Genomic DNA, 24,197 nt, shown 5'->3' with positions numbered 1-24,197 from the left:
AAAAGATAAGGAATGAATGGAAAGAAGGCAGGTTATGAAAGTGAATGAACAAAAAGAAGGGGCAATATACGCCGCTCTTTCTTATATGATGTGGGGAATTGTTCCGATTTACTGGAAATTCCTTCAGGGGGTCGGTGCAACAGAGATTTTGGCGCAAAGGGTATTGTGGTCCTTCGTCTTCATGCTGGTGTTATTGCTGTTCATGAAAAAATGGCAAGCGTTTCTTGACTATGTCAAGAATATAGTTCGTAACCCGAAACTCTTTACGGCTTTACTTACAGCATCACTGCTCGTTACAGCTAACTGGGGAGTGTTCATTTGGGCCGTTAACTCCGGCCGGATCCTTGACACCAGCCTCGGCTATTATATCAATCCGCTGGTCAGCGTCCTCTTGGGCGTGGTCGTCTTAAAGGAAAAATTGAGCAGGGCGCAGATCACGTCCTTCGTGCTTGCTGGAATCGGTGTCTTGATCCTTGGGATTCATTTCGGCACCATTCCCTGGGTCTCCCTTGTATTGGCGATGACCTTTGGCTTGTACGGATTGGCAAAAAAAATGATCAAGGCCGAATCGGCGATCGGGCTGACGCTGGAAACGATGATGGTAACACCTCTCGCACTAGGTTACTTGATATATTTGTCCGCCCAGGCAGACATGCAATTCTTTACAGCGGGGAGCACGGGCTTGCTGTTGGTGGGCGGCGGGATCGTCACCGCGTTACCTCTTTTGTATTTTGCGAAAGGGGCAGAAAAAATCCCGCTTTCGATGCTTGGCATTTTTCAATACATCGCCCCGACCTTGTCCTTACTGATCGGTGTATTCGTTTATCATGAAAGCTTTACGAAAGCACATCTATTAGCCTTTTTGTTCATATGGTCGGCTTTGGCGGTTTATACGCTCTCCATTACGAAATGGGGGCAGGCAAGCGCCCGCAGGTTCAAAGGCAAAAGGAATATCGGTGCGTGAATATAAAAAAGATGCTTGGCGGAACTTTTCCTCCAAGCATTTTTTTTTTGCGCGGCCATGCATCATGAAACGTGAAGCTTCGAACCGATCTCGGCAACGATCGATTCAGGTAGGCTGCTCAGGCGGTAACTCTCTTCTTTACGGCCGGGAAATGGTTGGACTGTGTCATAATAGTAGGAACTATCAAGGCTGACGATATGGTTTGATAGGTATGCCGATATCGAGGCATTCAATTTTCGGTTATCGTTCAATTCATCAATGATTCCCTTGGAATTGGTAATGCCGATTCCGTGCCCAAAAAAGAGGTCTTTGCCTAATAGTATCGCGTTTTCCCCTTGCCATTCAGGCGTTTTTTCATTATGTTCAGGATTCTTGAAGTACACGCAGTCTCCTGGAATATAATCGGTGCCCCGATGAACGCGCAGGGCCATATTCGTCGGCGGATGCCAGTCATACAGGAATAGGTCCGAAAACAGATAATCAAAATTCCTTGGACCGATGATGTCCATGATTGCCCTTAAGAACGTAACGACAATGGCTGTGCCGCATTCGAAAGCGTACAGCCTTCCATTTTGGAAAATATCCGCAATGGCAAGATGGGGAGGGATCCCTGGCTGGAGGGTGAAGGTGCCATCCTTTGCGAGGCGCCAATATCGGTGGTTTGTTTCCGATTCATCGAGTGTTGCAAATTCTGCACCGCTTTTATCTAATGAAATGGCTGCGTCCATGACACGAAGCCTCAATTGAATTTCGAAATTAAGCTCTTCCAAACTCTGGTATTCAAAAACGGTCGCATATCCCGCCAGCAATTGAAGCAGCTCCAGCGCCTTAGATGGTATACCTGGCTGGATTTGACTGACATCTAACCATTTGTGATTAATCTTGATCATGTTCATATCCACCTTTTGCTTATGAGTTATGAATCTTGTGCATGGAAATGTCTGCAGGTCATGTTCATTATATGACTGACCGTAAGGAAGTGACCATGTGGAGCAGGAAAGGTGCAGGTCGTCAAGCCTGCTTCCGATGGCGGGCTGCAGCGAGATTTTTCTAGCGGAAGCAAATTAGTTTTCCCTTTTCACCATGAATTGATATAATGATAGGGAAAGTCCATATGTGCGAGAAATGTAGGGGAGCCAGTATTGCTGGCTGAGATTGCATCCTTTAGATGCTGACTCTTTGAACCTGATCTGGATGGTGCCAGCGGAGGGAACATATCATGACAGATTGTCCGTTTTGTATGTTAGCGTCCGAACTCAGCTTCGGGCGTTTTTTGTTTTTTATGCTGCAGAAGAACCCGGCGCCCTTCATCTTCCTGCATATGGATCTTATAAGATGAGTAGGAGGATACCCGCTTGAATAAATTTTTGCCATTGCTGACTTCGTTGTTCCTTTTAGCTGGATGTGGCGCCGGCGGAACGGAAGAAAAAGAGGAAGCCACAAAAAAGAAAGATAATGAAGCTGGATTGAAAAAGGTATCGGTCGTGCTTGACTGGACACCTAATACAAACCATACAGGATTGTATGTAGCCAAAGAAAAGGGGTATTTTAAAGAACAAGGATTGGATGTGGAGATCATTATGCCAGGTGAAGCCGGTGCCGATCAGCTAGTGGCCTCCGGGAAATCCGAATTCGGTGTAAGCTATCAGGAAGCGATCACCCAGGCGCGCGTCCAGGATGTGCCGATCGTTTCAGTGGCTGCAGTCATCCAGCATAATACGTCTGGATTCGCCTCACCAGTGGATAAAAACATTAAATCCCCTAAAGACTTCGAAGGGAAAACATACGGTGGCTGGGGGTCTCCGGTAGAAAAGGCCCTGATGGATTCACTGATGAAAAAAGAAAATGCGGATGTCAATAAGGTGGATATAGTGAATACAGGGGACGCTGATTTCTTCACTTCGGTTAAAAGGAATATAGACTTTGCCTGGATTTATTATGGATGGACAGGTGTCGAGGCAGAACTGAGAAATGAAAAGCTGAATATGGTTTACTTGACCGATTATTCGGACAAGCTCGATTACTATACACCTGTTCTGACAACGAATGAAAAGCTCATCAAAGAGGATCCAGATACCGTTAAGGCATTCGTTCATGCAGCTTCGAAAGGCTATCAGTATGCGATTGATGAACCGGATTCGGCTGCGGACATCTTGATGAAGGCGGCTCCGGACCTGGATGCGAAACTGGTGAGGAAAAGCCAGGCGTGGCTTGCAGACAAATATCAGGATGATGCTTCCCGCTGGGGTGAACAAAAGCTTGATATATGGAAGAATTACAGTGATTGGATGAAAGATAATAAGCTTCTTGAAGGAGATTTCAAACCTGAAGAAGCGTTTACTAATGAGTTTTTACCAAAATAGGAGGAAACAAAATGGCCAATTCTTTAATTAGCATACAAATCATCCCTAAAGGGGAAAATGTCATTCCTTTGGTCGATGAAGCAATCAAGATCATTGATGAATCAGGTGTCAAATACGAGGTTCACCCGCTGGAAACGACCATGGAGGGTGAGCTTTCCCAGTTATTTTCGGTGATAGAAAAAATGAATGACAGAATGATTGAATTAGGCTCGCCGAATGTCATTTCCCAAGTCAAAATATTATACCAGCCGAGCGGGATCACGATGGGAACTCTGACGGAGAAGTATCGGGCATGATCGGAAGGGGAATTTGGAAGAAGGGGGCTCCCTTCTTTCTTTTAATATTGCTGCTGGCGGCATGGGAGGCAGCGACAGTGATATGGAATATCGAAAAATGGCTGCTTCCCGCTCCATCCGTAATCTTTTTTGAAGGAATCGAGTCTGTTCACAATCTTCTCGGACATCTGTTATCAACCGTCGAGCTTGCGTTATCGGGCTTTTTGATTGGAAGCTGTATCGGCTTATTGATTGCAGCTGCCTTACATCTGTTCCCAGGTGTGAAGGATGCCGTTTATCCTTTGCTCATCCTGTCACAAAACATTCCCATCATCGTATTGGCCCCGCTTTTAGTGATATGGTTTGGCTTTGGGATGCTTCCCAAGCTCATTGTCATTTCTCTCGTGTGCTTTTTTCCGGTCGCCGTTGCCTCCTTGGATGGCCTGCGCCAAACACCGGATGAACTTAAGCATTATTTTAAAATGATGGGGGCGGGAAAAAGACAGTTATTTTGGAAGCTTGAACTCCCGCACTCGATTCCGTCCATTTTCTCCGGCCTCAAAATCTCGGCCACCTATAGTGTAATGGGGGCCGTCATATCCGAGTGGCTCGGGGCGAAATCCGGGATCGGCGTTTATATGACGCTCGCTTCCTCGGCATTCAGGACCGATCGGGTGTTTGTTGCCATTTTCATCATTATGGGAATGAGCCTGCTTTTCTTTGGTGTGATTAGCCTGCTTGAGAAGCATCTTGTTTCATGGAAGCGGAAGGAGGACGAAAAGCATGCATCTGGAAATTAAAGATGTTTCGTATTCCTTCGACGGTAAACGGAATATTTTGGAGAAGCTGAATTTCCATGTGAATGAAGGGGAATTCGTCACGATTCTTGGACCATCAGGCAGTGGGAAAAGTACATTGTTCCACTTGACAGGCGGCATTTTGAAGCCGGATCATGGCGACATTTTACTCGATGGCAAGAACATTAACGGCCTAAAGGGCCATATAAGCTATATGCCGCAGCAGCCTTCGCTATTGCCTTGGAGAACGGTATTGGAAAATGTCCTGCTAGGAAGCGAGCTTGCTGGCATGAAAGATAAAGAAAGGGCCAAATCGCTATTGAAGAAAGCAGGGCTGGGAGAGTATGAGCGGGCCTATCCGCATGAACTGTCCGGTGGCATGAAGCAAAGGGCCGCCTTTATTCGGAGTATCTTGAGTCCGCAGGATTTAATGTGCCTTGATGAACCATTTTCAGCCTTGGATGAGATGACGAGAGTGCAGATGCAAAAATGGTTGATGTCGTTTTGGGAGGAATATCGGCGGTCGGTGCTTTTCGTGACACATAGCATTGATGAAGCGATTTTCCTATCCGATAGGATTTACGTGTTGTCATCCAAGCCGGCCTCTGTCATCAAGGAGGTTGTCGTCCCATTCCCGAGGCCAAGGAGGGAAGACCAGCTCCTCAGTGATGAATTCATTCATTTGAAACGAAAATTATATGCTGCACTGAAACCAAATTAAACTCATGAGCTAAGGAGGGCCTGAAGCATGAAGATCATCGACAGCCATATCCATCTTGATCAATATGAGGGAATGAGGCAGGAGCAGCTACTTGCGGATATGGAAAAGGTGCAGGTGGAGGCACTGCTGACGGTTTCCATGGATTTGCCATCTTGCGTGAAAAATGCCCAGCTTTCACGCAAGGATTCACGAATTAAGCCGGCGTTTGGTTTTCACCCAGAGCAGGCGCTTCCCAGTGAACAGGAACTGAAGGACTTATTGGATTGGATGCGATTACACCAGCACCAGATGGTGGCCGTAGGAGAGATCGGGCTTCCTTATTATTTAAGGCAGGAAAACCCCGCCATCGAAATGGCAGGATACATAAAGATACTGGATAAGCTTCTTGCTTTTGCCAAGGAAATCGAGAAACCCGTTATCCTTCATGCCGTTTATGGCGATGCTCCCATTGTTTGCGATCTATTGGAAAAGCACGGTATCAAAAAGGCCCATTTCCACTGGTTCAAAGGCGATAGCGAGACGATGGCAAGGATGATCCAGAAGCGATACCGCATATCGATTACACCGGATGTGTGCTATGAAAGGGAGATCGTGGATCTGGTCGCTGCCTATCCGCTTGAGCTGATGATGGTCGAAACGGATGGTCCATGGGAGTTTGAAGGCGAGTTCAAGGGGAAGCCGACTCACCCGGGCATGATCCACGAAAGTGTTCGTCACATCGCTTCAATTAAAGGGTTGCCAATCGACCATGTGTACGGAATCCTCCATCAAAACACCAAAGATTTTTATGATATATGAAAAAGGTACCAGATATGATATCTGGTACCTTTTTCAGCGCTCATTAGAGAAACGTCCTTTTTACCTTTTCCCAAAAAGAATTATCCTTCAGCTTAACGGTTTTGATGACCTTGCCGCTTAAGCGGACCTTCACCTTTCCGAGATGGCTGATGCTCAAGGCTTCATTATCAAGTCCGACGATCGGATAGCTTGGACCGTTTTGTTCAAGCTGAATGGTTAATGTCCTATCGCTGCTTAATATGAATGAAGACCCAAGGGTCCGATACGTATTATTATTGATGGAGGCAAGCTCGCTCACCTGGAAACAAGGAAGGAGCGGGTCCACGACGGCCCCATTCACCGACTTATTATAAGCGGTGCTTCCCGTAGGGGTCGCAATGATGATTCCATCCCCGCGGAAGGTTTCAAAATGGATTTCGTCGATGGAAATATCCATGATGAACGTCTTCGTGATCGATGTCCGGATACTCAGTTCGTTAAGGGCATAAAAAGGAGGCTGCTCGTCCAATTGAATCTCGATTGTTGGATATTTTCGAACCTCGATTTGCTCTCTAGTCATGGCATCAATCATCTTATCAGTATCTTCCAGATGGAAATCGCAGTACATATTCAAATTTCCGGTGGTGGATATGCCTGCATATAAACAATCGTCCCTGAAGCCGGTTTTACGTACCGCCTGTAAAAAGGTCCCGTCATCACCAACGCTCACGATAATGTTGGCCTTTGTGAAATCTTGGACGACCTCATAGTCGTGCTGGTTCGCCAACTCCGCAAGACGTTCGACCTTGCTTTGCATTTCAGAACTTGAAGCATGGAAAAAGTAAATATTTCTTCTAGTGTTCATTATGATCCCCCTAATATGATTAGTAATGAAAGGGCTTTCTTATTCTCTATAAAGGAGCCGATGGACCGAAGGGGCCCTTGCATGTCCTGCCTAGAGGATGGTGTGCTGCACTTATACATAGTAGTTTATCATGTAATGAAGCATTTTAGTATGATGTTGCACTTTTCATTACGTTATGCAAGAGATTGACGTGCATAACTGAGAAAATCCGCTCGTGAAGAGGATGCTCTGCGCTCTTTTCAGCGGTATTCAATCGAGTATGGCTGCCAACAATGCACCGTGAATAGAAGAAGCGGGAGGGGAAAAATGATATAATCAATGGGTGTATCAGTCCCCTCGACATGATGGGGACGTATGAATGGAATTACGGATATTTAAGAAAGTAGGTTATGTGTATGAAAGTGCATATCATTGCTCCCTATGAATCGATGCTGCCCGTCGTTAGGGCGTGTCTGCCTCTGTATCCGGATTTGGAGATCGGCTATTCCGTGGGCGACCTGGAAAAGGGTGTGGAGCTTGCGAAATTGGAAGAGAAAAATGGGGCCGATGCCATCATCAGCAGGGGCGGTACGGCCAAATTGATTAAGGAAGCCGTCCATATCCCGGTCATCGACATGCATCTTTCCGGTTATGACATGATCCGTTCCCTGACTTTGGCGAGTGAGCTTAAAGATAAAACGGCCATTGTTGGATTTTCCAACATTACTTCAGGCGCCCAATCGATCATCGATTTATTGGACCTTCCCTTACAGGTATATACGGTTCGCGAATCCGGGGAAGTGGCTCCTCTCATTTTAGCTTTGAAAAACGAGGGATATAGACAAATCGTTGGTGATGTAATCACAATCAATGCCACCATCTCATACGGGATGAAGGGTTTCCTGATTCAATCGGGCCGGGAATCGATCATAAGGGCCATTAATGATGCGAAACAAATGATTTCTTACTTGCATTACAAAAATGATATCAATAAAATGCTTGAAAGGCTTTTGGTCAAAAAAGTTCAAAACCTTGTCATTTTCAATGGAGAGCATCAAGCTGTCTATGAGCATTTGACGGATTTTGATACGAACCCGTTGAACGATGGCCAATATCAGAGTATGAATGCGGAGCTTGATGCTGCTAAGCAGCATCTTCATGCCAATTTCTCACTGGATGGCAAGAGTATAGATGTAGAAGGCTTCTGGCATGATGGTTTGGAGGCATCATACCGGATGTATGTACTGGCGGCCAGTTCCGTGAAACGCTTGGATTTAAAAGGGGTGGAGTGCAAGGCAGCTTCTTTCCCTGAACCGATTGCGATGGACGCAGCACTTATAAACAATGTAGCCTCTCTCTACAAGAACCATGAAATCATTCATTTAAAAGGAAACCGGGGGACGGGGAAGGAATTTCTTGTCCATTATATACATAATGAGCTGGCGAATAATGGGATGCTCCTTACCGTTGATTTCACGGAGTTCAATGAAAGTGCACTTAACGGGCTGCCTTTGGATGATATCCGAACCGTTTTCTTGAAGAATATCGATCGGGTAAAGGAGTATGAGCGATTAAACGATTTTATATGCACCTGCTGCAAAAGTGGCCTATCGATATTTATCACATCAAACGACCAAGTTAGCGAAGCCATCGCAGCGCATCAGGAAATAAATGCAATTCACCTTCCGGATTTATCACGCCGCACCGAGGATATCGAAAAACTAACGAAATTTTTCTTATCCCATTATCATCAAACCTATGGAACAACGGCAATGAATATTAAAAGTGAGGCTCTGGCCCTTCTCAAGGATTATTCTTATCCGAATAACATGGACGATTTGAAGCGGTTCATCAAGCAAATAGCCTTGAATGAAAAAGAGTATGTGATCCAAAAAGAAACCATTGAGAAAGTACTGGAAGATGATGGCCTTCCCACGGACATCATCGTATCGCCAAAAGCGACGCTGAAGGAAATGGAAAAATACATCATTCAGCGCACCCTTAAGGAAGAAGAGTATAATCAAACAAAAACGGCAGAACGGTTAGGGATCAACCGGGCTACATTATGGCGCAAACTTAAAGAATGACTTTAAGTTTGTTTTTTTGATTAAGGTGTTGCATTTTTAAACTATTTTAATAGACTTCAGTATATTTTTATTTTAAAGTGTTGCTTTTATTAACAGTGTATTTTAATATATTCATTGAAAGCGCTTTTATCATAAAGAAAAGGGGTTTTTAATATGAGAATTAAAGCAACGTTAGATCGGATCCCAGGCGGGATGATGGTTGTGCCGTTGTTACTGGCGGCGACCATCAATACATTATTTCCAAATTTACTAAGAATCGGCGGCTTTACCGAGGCATTGTTCGTTAATAGCTCCAGTGCTTTAATCGCTTTATTTCTTTTGATTGCGGGAACACAAATCAATCTGCGCACTGCAGGAACATCTGTTAAAAAGGGCGTAACACTTTTAACATATAAGTGGGTATTGGGGGCTTTGGTCGGTCTTCTTGGCTTTTGGCTTGCCGATAGTAATGGCTTGTTTTTGGGGATGGCGCCGTTGGCCATCATTGCAGCCATGACGAATTCGAATGGCGGACTTTATATTGCCTTGGCAGGTCAGTATGGGAAGGAAGAAGATAAAGCGGCCTATCCATTCCTGGCATTAAGTGACGGTCCGTTCCTGACAATGGTGGCGCTTTCCATCTTCGGGACAATGGGCTTCGCAAACGGCATGTTCTCGCCGACTTCGTTCGTAGCCGTATTGCTTCCTCTTATAGTCGGGATTGTATTGGGGAATTTAGATCCGGAGATGAAGGATTTCCTTTCTAAGGGCAGTGATAAACTTGTTCCATTCTTTGCTTTTTCGTTAGGGATGGGAATTAATTTCACGGCAATCATCCAAGGTGGATTAAGTGGCGTATTACTCGGTGTAATCACCGTTGTTCTGACGGGCGGAGGAGGATATCTGATCTTCAAATGGATAGGGTGGAATCCTATTGTCGGGGCTTCCGAAGGTTCAACAGCGGGTAACGCGGTCGGAACTCCTGCAGCCATCGTCGCAGCCAATGCGTCATTTGGTATCCATGCTGAACTTGCGACTGTACAAATTGCAGCAAGTGTTGTCACGACAGCGATCCTTCTCCCGATATTTATCGGCTTCCTAGCGAAACATCTGGATAAAAAGGGTGGAGTGGCAAAGTACAATGAATAAACGTACCCATGTTTTGGAGGGGATTAAAAATGAAGTTAGCGATCATCGCAGATGATTTGACGGGTGCCAATGATAGTGGAGTTCAATTGGCACGTCATGGACTTAAAACGACCGTTCTTTTCGGAATGGATGAAAAGCATGTCCAGGATTATGATGCTGTCGTATTCGATACAGACAGCCGCTCACTGGAACGGCAGGAGGCGTACGATAATGTCAAGGAAGCGGCAGTTTTTTTGAAACGTTCCGGCTTTTCCGCGATTTTTAAAAAGCTCGACTCGACAATGCGCGGGAATATCGGTGCTGAAATCGATGCGCTGTATGAGGCGATTAACCCGGATTTAGTCATGATCGCTCCGGGGTATCCTAAAAACGGCCGATCGATCATTGATTCCGTTCACTATTTAAAGGGAATTCCCCTTGGGGAAACGGAAATTTCCAAGGATCCGAAAACGCCTGTGACCCAATCTTATTTGCCTGAGCTGATCGGTTCCCAGACGGGGCGGCCGATCGGGACGATTACCATAAGTGACTTGGAAAAAGGCAAAGATCATGTGAAGAGGAAGTTATCAAGGTTTGCAGGGGATTCTATTCCCTACATCCTCATCGATTCTTCCGAAGAGCAGCATTTGAAGGACATATTGGATTATACAAAGGATCTCGAGCTTGAATTGGCATGGGCGGGTTCGGCAGGGATCGCCAATTACCTTCCAGACTATCATTCTATTCCAGCCAAGGATTGCGAGCTTGCCATCCCTGATGGTACTTCCCCGGTCCTGACCGTGATCGGAAGTGTCAACAAGAACTCACGGCTGCAATTGAAGAGACTATTGGAAAAAACCGAGGTGCATGCCATTTCCTTCGATTCCTATAAAGCGGTATCCGATGACAATGAAAGAGCAGAGGAGATTAGACGAATCTATCAGGAGGCGATCGAAAAGGCAGCTTGCGGCAAGGATGTCGTCATATATTCAACCGCTGAAAAAGCCGATATCGAAAAGGCCTGGAGCACTGGTGAATCCAGGGGGCTTACACATACCCAAATCAGTAACGAAATTGTAAAAGCGATAGGTACAGTATGCTCCGTCTTATTGGAGAAACAATATTTCAAAGGTGTAACCATGACTGGCGGAGACACAGCCAAGCAAATATGCAATCTATGGGATGTACAAGGATTCGAATTGCTGGAGGAGTTGGAAACGGGGGTTCCCATTTCTAGGTTCCTGGGTAATGAAGACATATATGTCATCACGAAAGCGGGCGGATTCGGTTCGGAGGATGTATTGATACATGCAATGAAAAAGTTGAAGGGAGAAATGCAAAGATGAGACCGATTATTGGATTGACCATGGGAGATGCGGCCGGTATCGGCCCGGAAATTATCGTAAAGGCATTAACGCATATCGAGGTATATGAGCAGTGCAGGCCGCTGTTGATCGGGGATGCCAAAATAATAGAGAAGGTAAAGCCTATCGTCGGCTATACCGGAATGGTGAATGCCATTAAAGATCCGTCTGAGGCAAAGTATGAGTTTGGTGCGATAGATGTGCTGGATTTGGACATCCTTCCTTCCGACCTGCCATTCGGAGAGGTTTCGGCTCTAGCCGGAGACGGCGCATTTCAATACCTGGCAAAGGCAATCGACTTGGCGAAGGAGAAAAAAATCCATTCGATCTGCACAGCACCGCTGAATAAAGAAGCGCTCCACAAAGGGGGGCATATGTATCCGGGCCATACGGAGATACTGGCTGATCTCACGGATACTGAAGATTTTTCGATGATGCTGACCACTCCCAATTTGAAGGTCATTCATTTGACCACACATATGGGACTGATTGAAGCCATCGAAAGCATCAATCCTGAGCGAACGTACAAGGTGATCAAACTTGCACATGATACATTGACCAAGGCTGGGTTCCAAAATCCAAGCATCGCGGTTTGTGGAATAAACCCTCATGCAGGGGAAAATGGTTTATTCGGAAATGGCGAAGAGGAAGAGAAGCTAATGCCTGGCATCGAGCAGGCGCAAAAAGAAGGCATCCATGCAACAGGCCCGCTTCCTGCCGATACATTGTTCTTCAGGGCTGGACGCGGGGATTTTGATATTGTCGTTGCTTGTTATCATGACCAAGGTCATGCACCGGTCAAGGTAATGGGTATTGAGGCCGGCGTCAACATCACAGTCGGGCTGAAAGGCGGGATCATCAGGACCTCCGTCGATCATGGCACCGCCTTCGATATAGCAGGAAAGAACATTGCTGATGAGAAAAGCATGCTTGCAGCCATCCATTCAGCCATTGAATTAGCGCCGAAAGAATGAGTGCAGAAGCTGCCGGAATCCAATTCCGGCAGCTTTTATGTAGTACCTTCATCTGGAAATCGTTCACTGGAATCAGTAGGGATGACAAGTTCTTTTTAAGACGGCATAAAGAAAAGTGCGGCTTTCATTTCCAATTAGAGGATTATTTGCTACAATTTTAACTATCTTAGTTTATCATGGAATGAAACATTTCTGGATGCAATTCGTATGGTAAGAAGGATACATATCGTTAAGGGGGAACACAGATGAATGGAAAGCGTTGGGCCGCACTTGGAATCGCAGCCGTTTTATTTTTTGTCTCTATTCTGGTAGGGACCGCTACGACTTTTTTTACTGCTGATACGGAAAGTGTGATTGATGAAATATTCGCTTCCGACAGCGAGTTTTATGAAGAAATCATTGAAGGCGAGGACTACACGAACGTAATCGCCGTTTTTGATGTAGAGGGAACGATTCAAGATACTGGGGAAGCATCATTACTAAGCTCGGCAACATATAATCACCGAGCCTTCATGGATAAGCTGAAGATGGCAGAAGAAAATGATGACATCAAGGGAATAATCCTCCGGGTGAATTCACCTGGCGGCGGTGTCGTCGAGAGTGCAGAAATCTATGACAAGATCCTGGATATTAAAAAGGTCAAAAAACCTGTCTATGTTTCGATGGGGTCGATGGCCGCTTCCGGCGGATATTATATTTCCGCACCGGCCGATAAGATTTATGCAAGCCCGGAAACGATGACAGGCTCACTCGGCGTCATCATGCACGGGTATAATTATGAAAAGCTTGCCAAGAAATATGGCGTAGAGTTTGAAACGATCAAAAGCGGACCGCATAAGGACATCATGAGTCCGACCCGGGAAATGACGGGTGAGGAACGAGATATATTGCAAAACATGATCAATAACTCGTATGATCAATTCGTGAAGGTCATTGCAGACGGCCGCGGTATGACGGAGCAGGAAGTAAGGAAAATCGCCGATGGCCGCATTTATGATGGACGTCAGGCGAAGGAAAACCATTTAATAGATGACTTTGGCCATTTGGATGATGTCATTGCCGCCATGAAAAAAGACATAGGTAAAAAAGATGCTCAAGTCATCCGTTATACGGATGAGGCAGGCTTTGGGTCGTTATTCAGTATGGGAGCGCAAAAAATGTTGGGAAATGATGTGGAAACGGCAGTCTTGACAAAAATCCTTTCCTCTTCAAATTCCCCACGCTTAATGTATTTGTATGCGGAATAGGGGGGCTGAAGGATGACGGAACGAAATGAAAACAATGAAAAAATCGCTTCACCCGATCCACTGGAAAGTCAGCATGGACCCGTTCAGTCGGATTTATCAGCAACGGTGGTTACCGTGGACAAGGAACTGAAGGCTGTCTGTTTTGCTGGCTTTTGGATGAGGTTTTGGGCGTATTTAGCGGACCTGCTGGTTATAGGGAGCTTGAATCGGATCTTGATTCATCCGATCTTCAAGTTTTATGAAGGGACAGATGATCTCTGGTTTTCGGCAGAGGGCTTTTTGACGGGAATCGTATTCTTCCTATACTTTGTCCTGATGACCAAGTTCTTGAACCAAACCTTGGGCAAAATGATTTTTGGCCTGAAAGTCGTGGCATTGAAGGAAGAGGCAACGGTCATTTCCTGGGGAACGGTGTTATTCAGGGAACTGGTCGGCCGCTACATTTCAAAGGTTACGTGGATTGGCTATCTCTTGGCAGGACTATTGCCGAAGAAACAGGCCTTACATGATGTCTTTGCAGACACAAGCGTGGTCTTGGTGAGAAGATGAGTATGTCATGAACCTGCAAGAGCGAGATCTTCGCTTTTGCAGGTTTATTTTTTTGTGGATATGCCGATACTTGGAGGAAAAGGGTGTGGATGCATGAAGTGGCTTTTGTTGATTGCAGGTTGCCTCATTTTACTGCTGCTTCTTCTTATGTTCACTAAAATAAAGGTGTACATTGACTTAAAGCATATTCACAAAAATGACCAAATACATATTAAATTAACAGCTTGGTATGGGCTTTTCCATTATACGATCAAAGTGCCTGTCATCAAAAAGGAAGAAGGCTCGGCAACGGTAACCGTTAAGAAAGAACAAGGAATGAAGGAAGAAAGCAAAAAGGAAGAAACGAAAAAGATCACACCGGAACATTTACGTGACGGCATGGCCGACCTTCGGACAATGATTGTGCATATCGTCGGCTTTCACCGAATCGTCCGTCAGTTCACGCGAAAGGTCAAGGTGAAAAAATTCGTGTGGCACAGCATGATCGGAACCAAAAACGCTGCCCATACAGGTATGCTCACCGGGGCATGCTGGGCTCTTAAAGGGTCCATCATCGGCCTATTGACCTCGTATCTGAATTTTCAAATCATGCCCTCTTATTCCATCACGCCTAACTTTCAGCGATGGCAGGCCAATACGATAATTTCCTGCATATTACAATTTAGGATCGGGCAAGCTATGTGGACTGGAATAAAATTGCTTCGTTATTGGAAAGGCAGGAAGGCGGATTTCAGGTCCCGGAATTTAGCGAGGCTATCAGGTGATTCCAATAAACAATCGTTCTAGAGGGAGGAATTTAGATGTCAGATCATCCAATCCAAGGCTTAATGAAAGAAGCGATGGAAAATCTGAAAGAAATGGTCGATGTGAACACGATCATCGGCGATCCGGTGGAAACTCCGGATGGAAGTGTCATTTTAACCGTTTCCAAAGTGGGCTTCGGCTTTGCGGCAGGCGGCAGCGAATTTGTGATTGATGGCAATCAACAAGGACAGCAAGGTGAAAGCAAACAACCATTTGGCGGCGGTAGCGGTGGCGGTGTCTCGATCACACCGATAGCATTTTTGATCGTCGGTTCCCATGGTGTGAAGATGATTCATCTGGATGAAGGGACCCACCTTCTTGAAAAAATGATGGATTTGGCTCCTCAGGTAGTCGATAAAATCCAGTCCATGCTAGCCAAGAAGGATAGTAATCAAAAGCAAGGGGCAAGTCAACCGCCAGCAACGAGATACCAGGAACCTAAACAAGACTTGGATTTCTAAATGCGACTCGGCATCCGCCGAGTTTTTTTGTGCAATAATCGCCTCATCCCTGTAGCGTGCTTGCGTGTTCGCCATGAGCTCTTTCACTTTTTCCAATTCAATTAATTGCAAAATTCCGGTAAAACAAATATCATTAGGCTTGTACATATAGCAGAAAAAGGAGGAATTATTAATGGCTTCAGTTACATTCAAGAACAACCCGGTCACTTTGATCGGACAAGAACTAAAAGTGGGGGACAAGGCTCCCGATTTTACTGTATTGGCCAATGACTTATCACCCGTTACATTAAGCGATTCGAAAGGATCTGTCCGTATTATCAGTGTCGTTCCTTCAGTGGATACAGGTGTATGTGATGCACAAACACGTAAATTCAATGAAGAAGCGGCTAAATTGGATAATGTGAAAGTATTGACGATCAGTAACGATCTTCCTTTCGCACAGAAACGCTGGTGCGCTGCGAGCGGATTGGAGAATGTCCAAGTTCTTTCCGATCACCGCGACCTATCCTTCGGGGAAGCATATGGTGTCGTCATGCAAGAATTACGTCTTTTGGCACGCTCCGTCTTCGTCGTGAACAGTTCCGATGAAATCACTTATGTGGAATATGTGAGCGAAGGCACGAACCATCCAAATTACGAAGGTGCAATTGAAGCGGCCAAAGCGTCAAAATAAGCTGTATTTTTTAAAAAAACCGGGCACAATGGGCCCGGTTTTTTTGTTTTCATGTTGTTTTTTTTCTGATCAACAGCTTGTCGTTGAAGTGGACAACAGCCTTTCTAGGCCCTGATTTTCAATGTGGATGCAGTTATCTGAATCATCTTTGCGTATTCTGTTATACCGTTTTTTTTAGGTTCAATATGCTGATTTAGTTAGTCCGAATTCTCACCATTCAATGGTAAAACAATCTTACCATACCACTCTTGACCATTAGGTGTACCGATTTTTATATCAACTTCATTAGGCCAAGCCGGCATTTGCCTTGGGTAATGCCCCCCTGCTTGTTGCCCTGCCCGATATCCATCTCTATACCCTTGTCGATACCCCTGTCGATACCCTTGCCGAAATCCTTGTTGAAATCCTTGTTGAAATCCTTGTTGAAATCCTTGTTGTTGCCTGTTGAATTCTTCTGCTGATTGTATATCATGTTGCTGATTTATCGGATTAACCGGCCCATGATAGTATTGATTTTGATTATCCATATAATCACCACCTCATGTATAGTACTCTGTTTGGGCATTCATGGAGCCTTTCCCAGTAATAAAAAATACTGGGCAATTTTTTTGAGCTTATTTCACGCAAAGCGAAATGAAATGGAAGGCGGCGAGACTCCTGCGGGAAATGCGTGTCTACGGGAGACCCGCAGGCGGAAAAGCCGAGGAGCCTCACGGACCGCCTCGCCTCTGGATAAGGGAGCGCCTGCAGTGCAATGGAACGATCGAGGTCCATTTCACCTAAAACTGTGGAAATCTAGATTCCATCTTCGTGTTCACTCAGGGCGGAAAGCAAAGTCCGATGCACAGCCTAGGACGATTGCTAGGGTCTCCGGCTTGTATCTCTTTGTTCTTACCTTTAAAATAGGGACAGAAGCAAACAGGAGGAATTAACAAGTGAAGTCTACCCCAGTTGAACAATTATTTAATGAATTTAATGAAACAGCCCAGATATTGCAAGATGAATTATCTTGTACCTACCTTGATGCCCTAGGTGAAACGGGCGAGAATTTCTTCCAAAGGAAAGTCCTGCAGGAGGAAATGAGTGAGGTATCAAAGAAGAGGTTAATGAAGCATTATGAGGACTTTGCTCCTGAGAAATATGAAAAGGAAGCTATCCGGAAAGCGTATCAGCTTGCCATATTGAAGGGCATGCAGCAGAGCGTGCAGCCGAACCATCAAATGACCCCTGATGCAGTCGGCATGTTCGTCAGTTATTTAGTCGGTAAGTTCACCAAAAATGAAAAAGAGCTGGTCATGCTCGATCCCGCCGTCGGAACAGGGAATTTATTATTTGCGATCTTGAACCAACTGCCTGATAAAAACATCGCTTCCTATGGCGTCGAGATTGATGAAACATTGATCAGGCTGGCGTATGCAGGCGCCAACCTGCAAGAGCATCCGCTCGAATTCTTCAATCAGGATAGTTTGGAGCCGCTTTTCATCGATCCTTCGGATGTCGTGGTGAGTGATTTGCCAATCGGTTATTATCCAAACGATATCCGGGCAGCAGATTATCAATTGAAGGCCGGAGAGGGTCATTCCTATGCTCACCATTTGTTTATTGAACAGAGCATTAAACACGTCAAGGATGGAGGACATCTATTTTTCATCGTCCCGAATAACTTGTTCGTTTCGGAAGAAGCGCCGAAGCTTAACGATTTCCTGAAAAAACATGTCCATATCCAAGGAATGGTGCAGCTGCCTCTTTCCATGTTTAAAAATGAAGCGGCGGCAAAAAGCATCCTGATCCTTCAAAAGAAAAAAGAAGGAATCGAAGCACCGAAGAAGGCATTGCTCGTACAACTTCCGAAGCTTTCGGATTATGAAGCGACGAGTTCGGTAATGAAGCAAATGGATGATTGGTTTAAAGCGGAAAAATGATAAATGAAGGCTGATGCCACCCGCATCGGCCTTCATTTCTTTTGTTTGATGAAGTAGTTATTTTTTACCTTCCCTTTTTATTTGGTAGTATCCATCCTCCATGATAAGATTGTACTATATACTGCATATTTCTTTTTAGGGAACCATAAGAAAATGCAGACTAGCTTAGAGTAAAGGAGCAAGATGGATGCCAAAAATCATCGCAATAAATGCAGGCAGCTCTTCTTTGAAATTTCAACTTTTCGAGATGCCTGAGGAAAAAGTAATTACAAAAGGTCTAGTGGAAAGGATAGGCTTGAAAAATTCCACTTTTACTATGAGTGTCGATGGAGAAAATGTTTCCGAGACGATAGATATACCAAATCATGAGGTGGCTGTTGGGATTTTGTTGGAAAAGCTGATCAACCATCGCATCATTGACTCCTTTGATGAAATAGACGGCGTTGGGCATCGTGTGGTGCATGGCGGTGAGGTGTTCAGTGATTCTGTCCTGATTACGGAGGAAGTAATCAAGGAAATCGATAAGCTTTCGGAGCTGGCGCCGCTTCATAATCCAGCCAATAGCACGGGAATCAAAGCCTTCAGGCACATACTGGGAGATGTTCCGGCCGTTGCGGTATTTGATACGGCCTTCCACCAGACGATGCCTGCGAGTTCTTATATGTATAGCTTACCCTTCGAATATTATGAAGAGTATGGAATAAGGAAGTATGGATTTCATGGCACATCCCATAAATATGTTTCCCAACGGGCTGCAAAAATGATCGGCCGCCCGCTTGAACAGCTTCGTTTGATATCCTGCCATCTTGGGAATGGTGCCAGCATTACGGCGATAAAAGGCGGCAAGTCGATGGATACATCGATGGGCTTCACACCATTGGCAGGCGTTACAATGGGGACACGTTCAGGAAATATCGACCCTGCGCTGATTCCTTATATCATGGAAAAAACAGGTAAGACCGCTGATGAAGTGCTGGATGTCTTGAATCAGCAAAGCGGCATGCTTGCCCTTTCCGGATTTTCGAGCGATTTGCGTGATATCCAGGGCGAGGCTGACAAAGGCAATGAACGGGCAAAACTCGCCCTTGAAGTGTTTGCAGGCAGGATTCACAAATATATCGGTTCCTATTCGGCGAAAATGGGGGGAGTGGATGGCATCATTTTCACAGCCGGCATCGGTGAAAACAGCCAGGCGATCAGAGCCCGCATTTTGGAAGGACTGGAATTCATGGGTGTTTATTGGGATAGAGATCTTAACCGTACCTCATCAGGTAAGGAAGCGTTCATCAGCTCACCCTATTCCCCTGTGAAAGTGATGGTCATTCCCACGAATGAAGAAATCATGATCGTCAGGGATACAATGAAAGTCGCTTTGAGCGAAAGAGCGGAAAATATATCTTCCTGAGTTTCTTATAAGAGTAAGAGAGTCCCCTACCATCTTGTCCGGTAAGGGGCTCTCTTTTTTTCATAAGCTGATCCGAATTCTTGAAACCGATCGTGTATGGTATACTTAAGGGAGAATCCACCAATTTTGTACATAGGAGGCTTGATGCATGGAATTCACCAATCGGGAAATGAAAGTTTGGAATGAAATTAAGGAATGGCAAGAAAATCTATATCAATATGAGCCGACGGATCTTGCTGCATTGTATGATAAATGGCTGGAGCAGGGGTTTTCGCTGTTGCCTGAGAACGTTCAGCAGCAGTTCTTCGAAAAGCTTGATACATGGCTTTTCCATTTGCATGCGATGGTTCAAAGTTCACAGATTCAGATAGATGCAAGGGAGCGGATTTTAGCATCGGCCCGCGTTTTTGATGAAGAAATCGATATGCTTGGTGACTTGAATCTTTTATCGATAGATCAGTTGAATTACATAGCGAACCAGCATATTGCCAAGCATCGTTTATATTCATTTGCACAGGGAGGGATGAGTGGATCAGGCGGCCTGCTATTGCTGGGAAGCGATATTCCGGCCATGACGGTCATCAATATCCGGACCGTACAGCTGATCGCCATGTCTTATGGGTACGAGGTGAATACGCCTTTTGAAATGATGGTGGCCCTTAAAGTATTCAATGCAGGTGCGATGCCAAAGCGGCTCCAGGGAATAGCTTGGGAAGAATTGATCCAGGAAATCCAAACGGCAGAAGACGATTATTTTTATTTGGGGATTGAAGAGCTGACAAATCCGAACTGGATGGAACAGCCACTGAAGCAGTTGTTGAAGGCCTTATCGATTGCTGTCTTCCGTAAAAAACTGGTTCGGGGCATTCCGTTCATCAGCATCGCCATCGGAGCAGGGGCCAATTACCAAATGACCCGGAGTGTCAGTGAATTTGCTCAGAAGTTTTATCAATATCGTTATTTACTGGAGAAGAAGGCTGATGCATGATGAGCGTCAATAATCATAAAAGGGCGATTACGGAGGCCATTCGCTGCATGGTGATTACCGTTAGCGATACGCGGAATGAAGAAACGGATAAAAGCGGTGCACTGATGATGGAATTATTGGAAGCGAATGGACATGAAGTGTCAAAATACGAAATCGTAAAAGATGAAAAAGATAGGATTCAGGCTGCGGTTACATCCGGCTGTCGCAGCGGCCAGGTGGACGTCATCTTGACGAATGGCGGTACGGGAATCGCCAAACGGGATGTAACGATCGAGGCGGTCAGTGAGTTGATGTCCAAAGAAATTCCAGGATTCGGCGAGCTTTTCCGTATGCTCAGCTTTCAGGAGGACATCGGTTCGGCGGCGATACTATCGAGGGCCGTTGCCGGAATCGTGAATGATAAAGCCGTTTTTTCCACACCTGGCTCATCAGGGGCGGTGAGGCTTGCGATGAATAAATTGATTCTTCCTGAACTGGGACATGTCGTCGGTGAACTCAGGAAAGATCTATAAACGGTTTATGAAGTGTACCTTATGTATAAGGACTCTTAATGAAAACCGGTTATATTGAAGGAAATGCTGCCTGTATATTGCAGGCAGCATCTTTTTTTTGATTTCACAAGTTAGATACAAAAGCACCCTAGAGGATAGACTTTTTCAAAGGATCTATTCTCTAGGGTGCTTTTCTTATCCTTGAGGCTTTTTTTTTGCATAGAGGAGCGCTTAATTATGCATCTTTTCACTAACGCCTTGGTTGGCCCGGTACCAAAGCCACAAGTCATTAATGATCGATGCCAGTTCGGCAATTTCGGAATTGAGACGACATGATGCGGTAAAGTCGCTCTCATCGGCGAGCTGGTCCTGCTTCCGGTTAATGGCTGTTTCCAGCTCCTTGATGCGGTCGGGGATGCTCCCGCGAATGTTCTCCCAATGCACGAGTATTTGCTGCTGCTCGCCCTTTGTATATTGATCCCACTCCAAGTTCAAATCAGGAATGGCGATGCCGAGCCGTTCGTCATAGGTAAATAACTCTTCCATATTCCCTCCGCTTTTCAGTTTTTCATACTATTAGTTTACTATATTCCTGCCAATGCATCCAATGGAAGGTGCGTGTGATAATATGAACGGAATTTTTAGCTAAATCTTCAAAATACCCCTTGTATTCCTTTTATAAAAATGATAAAGTACTAATCATAGAATGAATAAAAATAACAATGTATGAATTTTTATTCACACGAAAGGGACGATGAAAATGGCAAATCCAAAAGTTGTTTTAGCATATTCCGGAGGTTTGGATACTTCCGTTGCAATTAAATGGTTACAAGATCAAGGATATGAAGTGGTGGCATGCTGCTTGGATGTCGGTGAAGGAAAAGATCTCGATTTCATTAAGGAAAAAGCGATTACGGTTGGTGCCGTCAGTTCATATGTGATTGATGCAAAAGATGAATTTGCCGATGAATTCGCTTTAACGGCCCTTCAGGCACACACTTTGTACGAAGGGAAATATCCATTGGTATCAGCTCTGTCACGTCCTTTGATCGCCAAGAAGCTAGTGGAAGTGGCTGAAGCGGAAAATGCGGTAGCTGTTGCGCACGGTTGCACGGGAAAAGGAAATGACCAAGTGCGTTTCGAAGTTTCCATAGCCGCCCTGAATCCTGATTTAGAAGTTCTTGCACCTGTCCGTGACTGGAAATGGTCCCGTGAAGAGGAAATTGAATATGCGGCGAAAAATGGAATACCTGTACCAATCGGCTTGGCAAGCCCATTCTCGATAGACCAAAACCTTTGGGGAAGAAGCAATGAGTGCGGAATCCTGGAGGATCCATGGGCCGCTCCGCCGGAAGAGGCGTACGATCTGACGGCAAGCCTCGAAAACACGCCGGATACGGCTGATATCATTGAAATTGGATTTGAACAAGGCGTGCCGGTCACGTTGAATGACAAACACTATAACTTGGCAGACTTGATTGTTGAACTGAATCAAATCGCCGGCAAGCACGGAGTTGGACGTATCGACCATGTGGAAAATAGATTAGTAGGAATCAAATCCCGTGAAGTCTATGAAGCTCCTGGTGCGATGACACTGATTGCTGCCCATAAAGAGCTGGAGGACATTACGCTTGTAAAAGAACTGGCTCATTTCAAGCCTGTGATCGAAAAGAAAATGACTGAATTGATTTATGAAGGACTTTGGTTCTCGCCGCTTCAAAAAGCATTGGCCGCCTTCTTGAAAGAGACACAAGTGAACGTAACGGGAACCGTTCGCGTGAAGCTATTCAAAGGTCATGCGATCGTTGAAGGCAGAAAATCCGAATACTCGCTTTATGATGAGAAATTGGCCACTTATACTAAAGCGGATGAATTCGATCATGATGCAGCAGTTGGATTCATTAAGCTATGGGGACTTCCGACGAAAGTGAACAGCATGGTCACTAACAAGAAGGTGACAGTGTGAGCAGCAAGCTTTGGGGAGGAAGATTCACGAAATCTGCAGAGGAATGGGTAGATGAATTCGGAGCTTCCATCTCCTTTGACCAGGAGCTTGTCCAGGAAGATATTCAAGGAAGCTTGGCCCATGTAACGATGCTGAAGCAATGCGGCATCCTCCCTGAAGAAGATGCAGTACAGATTATTGCCGGGCTGAAGATTTTACAGGGAAAAGCGGAAAAGGGCGAGTTGACTTTCCAGGTTGAGATGGAGGATATCCATCTTAACCTGGAAAGCATGCTGATAAGTGAAATCGGTCCAGTGGGCGGAAAGCTCCATACGGGCAGAAGCCGAAATGACCAGGTCGCGACAGATCTTCATTTATATATGCGGAATCAAACGAATGTAATCCTTCAGCTCATCAATGATCTTCAGGAAGCGATTTTGGGACAGGCCAAGAACAATGTCGAAACACTAATTCCAGGTTATACCCATTTACAGCGGGCACAGCCCATTTCATTCGCTCATCATTTAATGGCTTATTTCTGGATGCTTGAGCGTGATAAAGAGCGTTTTTCCGAAAGCTACAAAAGAATCAACGTGTCGCCATTGGGTGCTGGCGCACTTGCCGGGACGACCTTTCCTATCGACCGTGCCCTCAGTGCCGAGCTCTTGGGGTTTGATGGGATATATGAAAATAGCCTTGATGCGGTAAGCGATCGTGATTTTGCCATTGAGTTCTTGAGCAACAGTGCGACGTTGATGATGCATTTATCCCGTTTCAGTGAAGAAATCATCCTTTGGTCAAGCCAGGAATTTCAATTCGTTGAATTGGACGATGCGTTTTCAACGGGAAGCAGCATCATGCCGCAGAAGAAAAACCCGGACATGGCTGAATTGATCCGCGGCAAAACGGGACGTGTTTATGGGAATCTGACGGGGTTATTGACTGTTTTGAAAGGACTTCCGCTGGCGTATAACAAGGATATGCAAGAAGATAAAGAAGGCGTTTTTGATACGGTAAAAACCATTATAGGTTCTCTGAAGATTTTTGCTGGCATGATTTCAACCATGAACGTGAAAAAGGACATCATGGAGTCAGCGACAAGGAATGATTTCTCGAATGCGACGGAATTGGCTGACTATCTGGCTGCAAAGGGAATGCCCTTCCGAAAGGCCCACGAGGTTGTCGGGAAACTGGTGTTGCAGTGTGTCCAGAAAGGGTGTTATTTAGTCGATCTAAGCATCGGGCAATTCCAGGAAGCATCCGAGCTTTTCGACCATGATATATACGATGCGCTCAATCCTTACGAAGCTGTCAAACGCCGTAATAGTGCGGGCGGTACGGGATTTGCCCAAGTGCAGCTTGCCATTGAAAAAGCGGAGAAGCTAATCATGAAATAACAGCAAAAAAGCTCATTCACCGACCTGGTGAACGAGCTTTTT

25 protein-coding genes and 1 riboswitch are annotated in these 24,197 nt (G+C 45.4%); of the genes, 21 read left to right on the top strand and 4 right to left on the bottom strand.

The window, feature by feature from the left end:
• The first annotated feature begins 34 nt into the window (after window positions 1-34).
• Window positions 35-964, top strand: a complete 930-nt coding sequence (gene rarD / locus QNI08_RS01645) for an EamA family transporter RarD (RefSeq protein ID WP_285765682.1) — start codon at window positions 35-37, stop codon at window positions 962-964.
• Between the two features lie 62 nt (window positions 965-1,026).
• On the opposite strand, the gene QNI08_RS01640 is transcribed toward rarD, so the two are convergent.
• Window positions 1,027-1,854, bottom strand: coding sequence for a protein-glutamine gamma-glutamyltransferase (locus QNI08_RS01640; RefSeq protein WP_285765681.1), 828 nt, complete (start codon window positions 1,852-1,854; stop codon window positions 1,027-1,029).
• A 229-nt stretch (window positions 1,855-2,083) separates the two neighbouring features.
• Window positions 2,084-2,193, top strand: a riboswitch (TPP riboswitch).
• A gap of 126 nt (window positions 2,194-2,319) precedes the next feature.
• Here QNI08_RS01640 and QNI08_RS01635 point away from each other — a divergent pair.
• From QNI08_RS01635 to QNI08_RS01615, 5 genes are read left to right on the top strand one after another with little or no spacing between them, the layout of a single operon-like run.
• Window positions 2,320-3,327 carry an ABC transporter substrate-binding protein gene (locus tag QNI08_RS01635; RefSeq protein WP_285765680.1) on the top strand — a complete coding sequence of 336 codons (1,008 nt, stop codon included), beginning with the start codon at window positions 2,320-2,322 and terminating at the stop codon, window positions 3,325-3,327.
• An 11-nt stretch (window positions 3,328-3,338) separates the two neighbouring features.
• On the top strand, window positions 3,339-3,623 hold the full coding sequence (locus QNI08_RS01630; RefSeq protein ID WP_285765679.1) for a thiamine-binding protein: 285 nt from the start codon (window positions 3,339-3,341) through the stop codon (window positions 3,621-3,623).
• Window positions 3,620-4,402 carry an ABC transporter permease gene (locus tag QNI08_RS01625; protein ID WP_285765678.1) on the top strand — a complete coding sequence of 261 codons (783 nt, stop codon included), beginning with the start codon at window positions 3,620-3,622 and terminating at the stop codon, window positions 4,400-4,402. Before QNI08_RS01630 ends, QNI08_RS01625 begins: the two co-directional genes overlap by 4 nt.
• Window positions 4,386-5,120 carry an ABC transporter ATP-binding protein gene (locus QNI08_RS01620; protein ID WP_285765677.1) on the top strand — a complete coding sequence of 245 codons (735 nt, stop codon included), beginning with the start codon at window positions 4,386-4,388 and terminating at the stop codon, window positions 5,118-5,120. The genes QNI08_RS01625 and QNI08_RS01620 overlap by 17 nt, the downstream gene beginning before the upstream one ends.
• A gap of 27 nt (window positions 5,121-5,147) precedes the next feature.
• The gene (locus QNI08_RS01615; protein ID WP_285765676.1) at window positions 5,148-5,918 is read left to right on the top strand and encodes a TatD family hydrolase; all 771 of its coding nucleotides are present in this window, start codon (window positions 5,148-5,150) and stop codon (window positions 5,916-5,918) included.
• Window positions 5,919-5,961: 43 nt separating this feature from the next.
• On the opposite strand, the gene QNI08_RS01610 is transcribed toward QNI08_RS01615, so the two are convergent.
• A complete protein-coding gene (locus tag QNI08_RS01610) occupies window positions 5,962-6,765 on the bottom strand; it encodes an NAD kinase (protein ID WP_285765874.1) in 804 nt (267 codons plus the stop codon).
• A gap of 392 nt (window positions 6,766-7,157) precedes the next feature.
• Here QNI08_RS01610 and QNI08_RS01605 point away from each other — a divergent pair, with 392 nt between their 5' ends.
• The 9 genes from QNI08_RS01605 to tpx all read left to right on the top strand — a co-directional run bounded on the left by QNI08_RS01605 (window position 7,158) and on the right by tpx (window position 16,007).
• Window positions 7,158-8,828 (top strand): PrpR N-terminal domain-containing protein, encoded by a 1,671-nt coding sequence (locus tag QNI08_RS01605; RefSeq protein ID WP_285765675.1) that lies wholly within the window; start codon window positions 7,158-7,160, stop codon window positions 8,826-8,828.
• Window positions 8,829-8,981: 153 nt separating this feature from the next.
• A complete protein-coding gene (locus QNI08_RS01600; protein ID WP_285765674.1) occupies window positions 8,982-9,956 on the top strand; it encodes a 2-keto-3-deoxygluconate permease in 975 nt (324 codons plus the stop codon).
• A 29-nt stretch (window positions 9,957-9,985) separates the two neighbouring features.
• Window positions 9,986-11,281 carry a four-carbon acid sugar kinase family protein gene (locus QNI08_RS01595; protein WP_285765673.1) on the top strand — a complete coding sequence of 432 codons (1,296 nt, stop codon included), beginning with the start codon at window positions 9,986-9,988 and terminating at the stop codon, window positions 11,279-11,281.
• Window positions 11,278-12,273, top strand: a complete 996-nt coding sequence (pdxA, locus tag QNI08_RS01590) for a 4-hydroxythreonine-4-phosphate dehydrogenase PdxA (RefSeq protein ID WP_285765672.1) — start codon at window positions 11,278-11,280, stop codon at window positions 12,271-12,273. The genes QNI08_RS01595 and pdxA overlap by 4 nt, the downstream gene beginning before the upstream one ends.
• Window positions 12,274-12,518: 245 nt before the next feature.
• Window positions 12,519-13,520, top strand: coding sequence for a signal peptide peptidase SppA (sppA, locus tag QNI08_RS01585; RefSeq protein ID WP_285765671.1), 1,002 nt, complete (start codon window positions 12,519-12,521; stop codon window positions 13,518-13,520).
• A 12-nt stretch (window positions 13,521-13,532) separates the two neighbouring features.
• Entirely contained in the window at window positions 13,533-14,069 is a 537-nt protein-coding gene (locus QNI08_RS01580; RefSeq protein ID WP_285765670.1) for an RDD family protein, read from the top strand.
• A gap of 93 nt (window positions 14,070-14,162) precedes the next feature.
• A complete protein-coding gene (locus QNI08_RS01575; RefSeq protein ID WP_285765669.1) occupies window positions 14,163-14,855 on the top strand; it encodes a DUF2953 domain-containing protein in 693 nt (230 codons plus the stop codon).
• A 14-nt stretch (window positions 14,856-14,869) separates the two neighbouring features.
• Window positions 14,870-15,334: a GerW family sporulation protein gene (ytfJ, locus tag QNI08_RS01570; RefSeq protein ID WP_285765668.1), complete on the top strand. Its 465-nt coding sequence runs from the start codon at window positions 14,870-14,872 to the stop codon at window positions 15,332-15,334.
• Between the two features lie 172 nt (window positions 15,335-15,506).
• A complete protein-coding gene (tpx, locus tag QNI08_RS01565) occupies window positions 15,507-16,007 on the top strand; it encodes a thiol peroxidase (protein ID WP_285765667.1) in 501 nt (166 codons plus the stop codon).
• Between the two features lie 197 nt (window positions 16,008-16,204).
• On the opposite strand, the gene QNI08_RS01560 is transcribed toward tpx, so the two are convergent.
• Entirely contained in the window at window positions 16,205-16,534 is a 330-nt protein-coding gene (locus tag QNI08_RS01560) for a hypothetical protein (protein ID WP_285765666.1), read from the bottom strand.
• A gap of 408 nt (window positions 16,535-16,942) precedes the next feature.
• Here QNI08_RS01560 and QNI08_RS01555 point away from each other — a divergent pair, with 408 nt between their 5' ends.
• From QNI08_RS01555 to QNI08_RS01540, 4 genes are all read left to right on the top strand, one after another.
• Window positions 16,943-17,929 (top strand): class I SAM-dependent methyltransferase, encoded by a 987-nt coding sequence (locus tag QNI08_RS01555; protein WP_285765665.1) that lies wholly within the window; start codon window positions 16,943-16,945, stop codon window positions 17,927-17,929.
• Between the two features lie 187 nt (window positions 17,930-18,116).
• On the top strand, window positions 18,117-19,334 hold the full coding sequence (locus tag QNI08_RS01550; protein ID WP_285765664.1) for an acetate kinase: 1,218 nt from the start codon (window positions 18,117-18,119) through the stop codon (window positions 19,332-19,334).
• A 148-nt stretch (window positions 19,335-19,482) separates the two neighbouring features.
• Window positions 19,483-20,322: an EcsC family protein gene (locus tag QNI08_RS01545; RefSeq protein ID WP_285765663.1), complete on the top strand. Its 840-nt coding sequence runs from the start codon at window positions 19,483-19,485 to the stop codon at window positions 20,320-20,322.
• Window positions 20,322-20,834 (top strand): MogA/MoaB family molybdenum cofactor biosynthesis protein, encoded by a 513-nt coding sequence (locus QNI08_RS01540; protein ID WP_285765873.1) that lies wholly within the window; start codon window positions 20,322-20,324, stop codon window positions 20,832-20,834. The genes QNI08_RS01545 and QNI08_RS01540 overlap by 1 nt, the downstream gene beginning before the upstream one ends.
• A gap of 210 nt (window positions 20,835-21,044) precedes the next feature.
• Here the strand turns inward: QNI08_RS01540 and QNI08_RS01535 are convergent, their stop codons facing one another.
• Window positions 21,045-21,359, bottom strand: coding sequence for a hypothetical protein (locus QNI08_RS01535; protein ID WP_285765662.1), 315 nt, complete (start codon window positions 21,357-21,359; stop codon window positions 21,045-21,047).
• 214 nt (window positions 21,360-21,573) lie between these two features.
• Between QNI08_RS01535 and QNI08_RS01530 the strand changes: the two genes are divergently transcribed.
• Together QNI08_RS01530 and argH are read left to right on the top strand one after the other, a co-directional pair.
• Window positions 21,574-22,779 (top strand): argininosuccinate synthase, encoded by a 1,206-nt coding sequence (locus tag QNI08_RS01530; RefSeq protein WP_285765661.1) that lies wholly within the window; start codon window positions 21,574-21,576, stop codon window positions 22,777-22,779.
• Window positions 22,776-24,155 (top strand): argininosuccinate lyase, encoded by a 1,380-nt coding sequence (argH, locus tag QNI08_RS01525; RefSeq protein WP_285765660.1) that lies wholly within the window; start codon window positions 22,776-22,778, stop codon window positions 24,153-24,155. Before QNI08_RS01530 ends, argH begins: the two co-directional genes overlap by 4 nt.
• Window positions 24,156-24,197: the final 42 nt, after the last annotated feature.

The organism is Peribacillus folii, assembly GCF_030271255.1.
Lineage (GTDB): Bacteria > Bacillota > Bacilli > Bacillales > DSM-1321 > Peribacillus.
The sequence above is the reverse complement of the archived record's forward strand: the minus strand, read 5'-3'. Positions and strand labels throughout refer to the sequence as shown.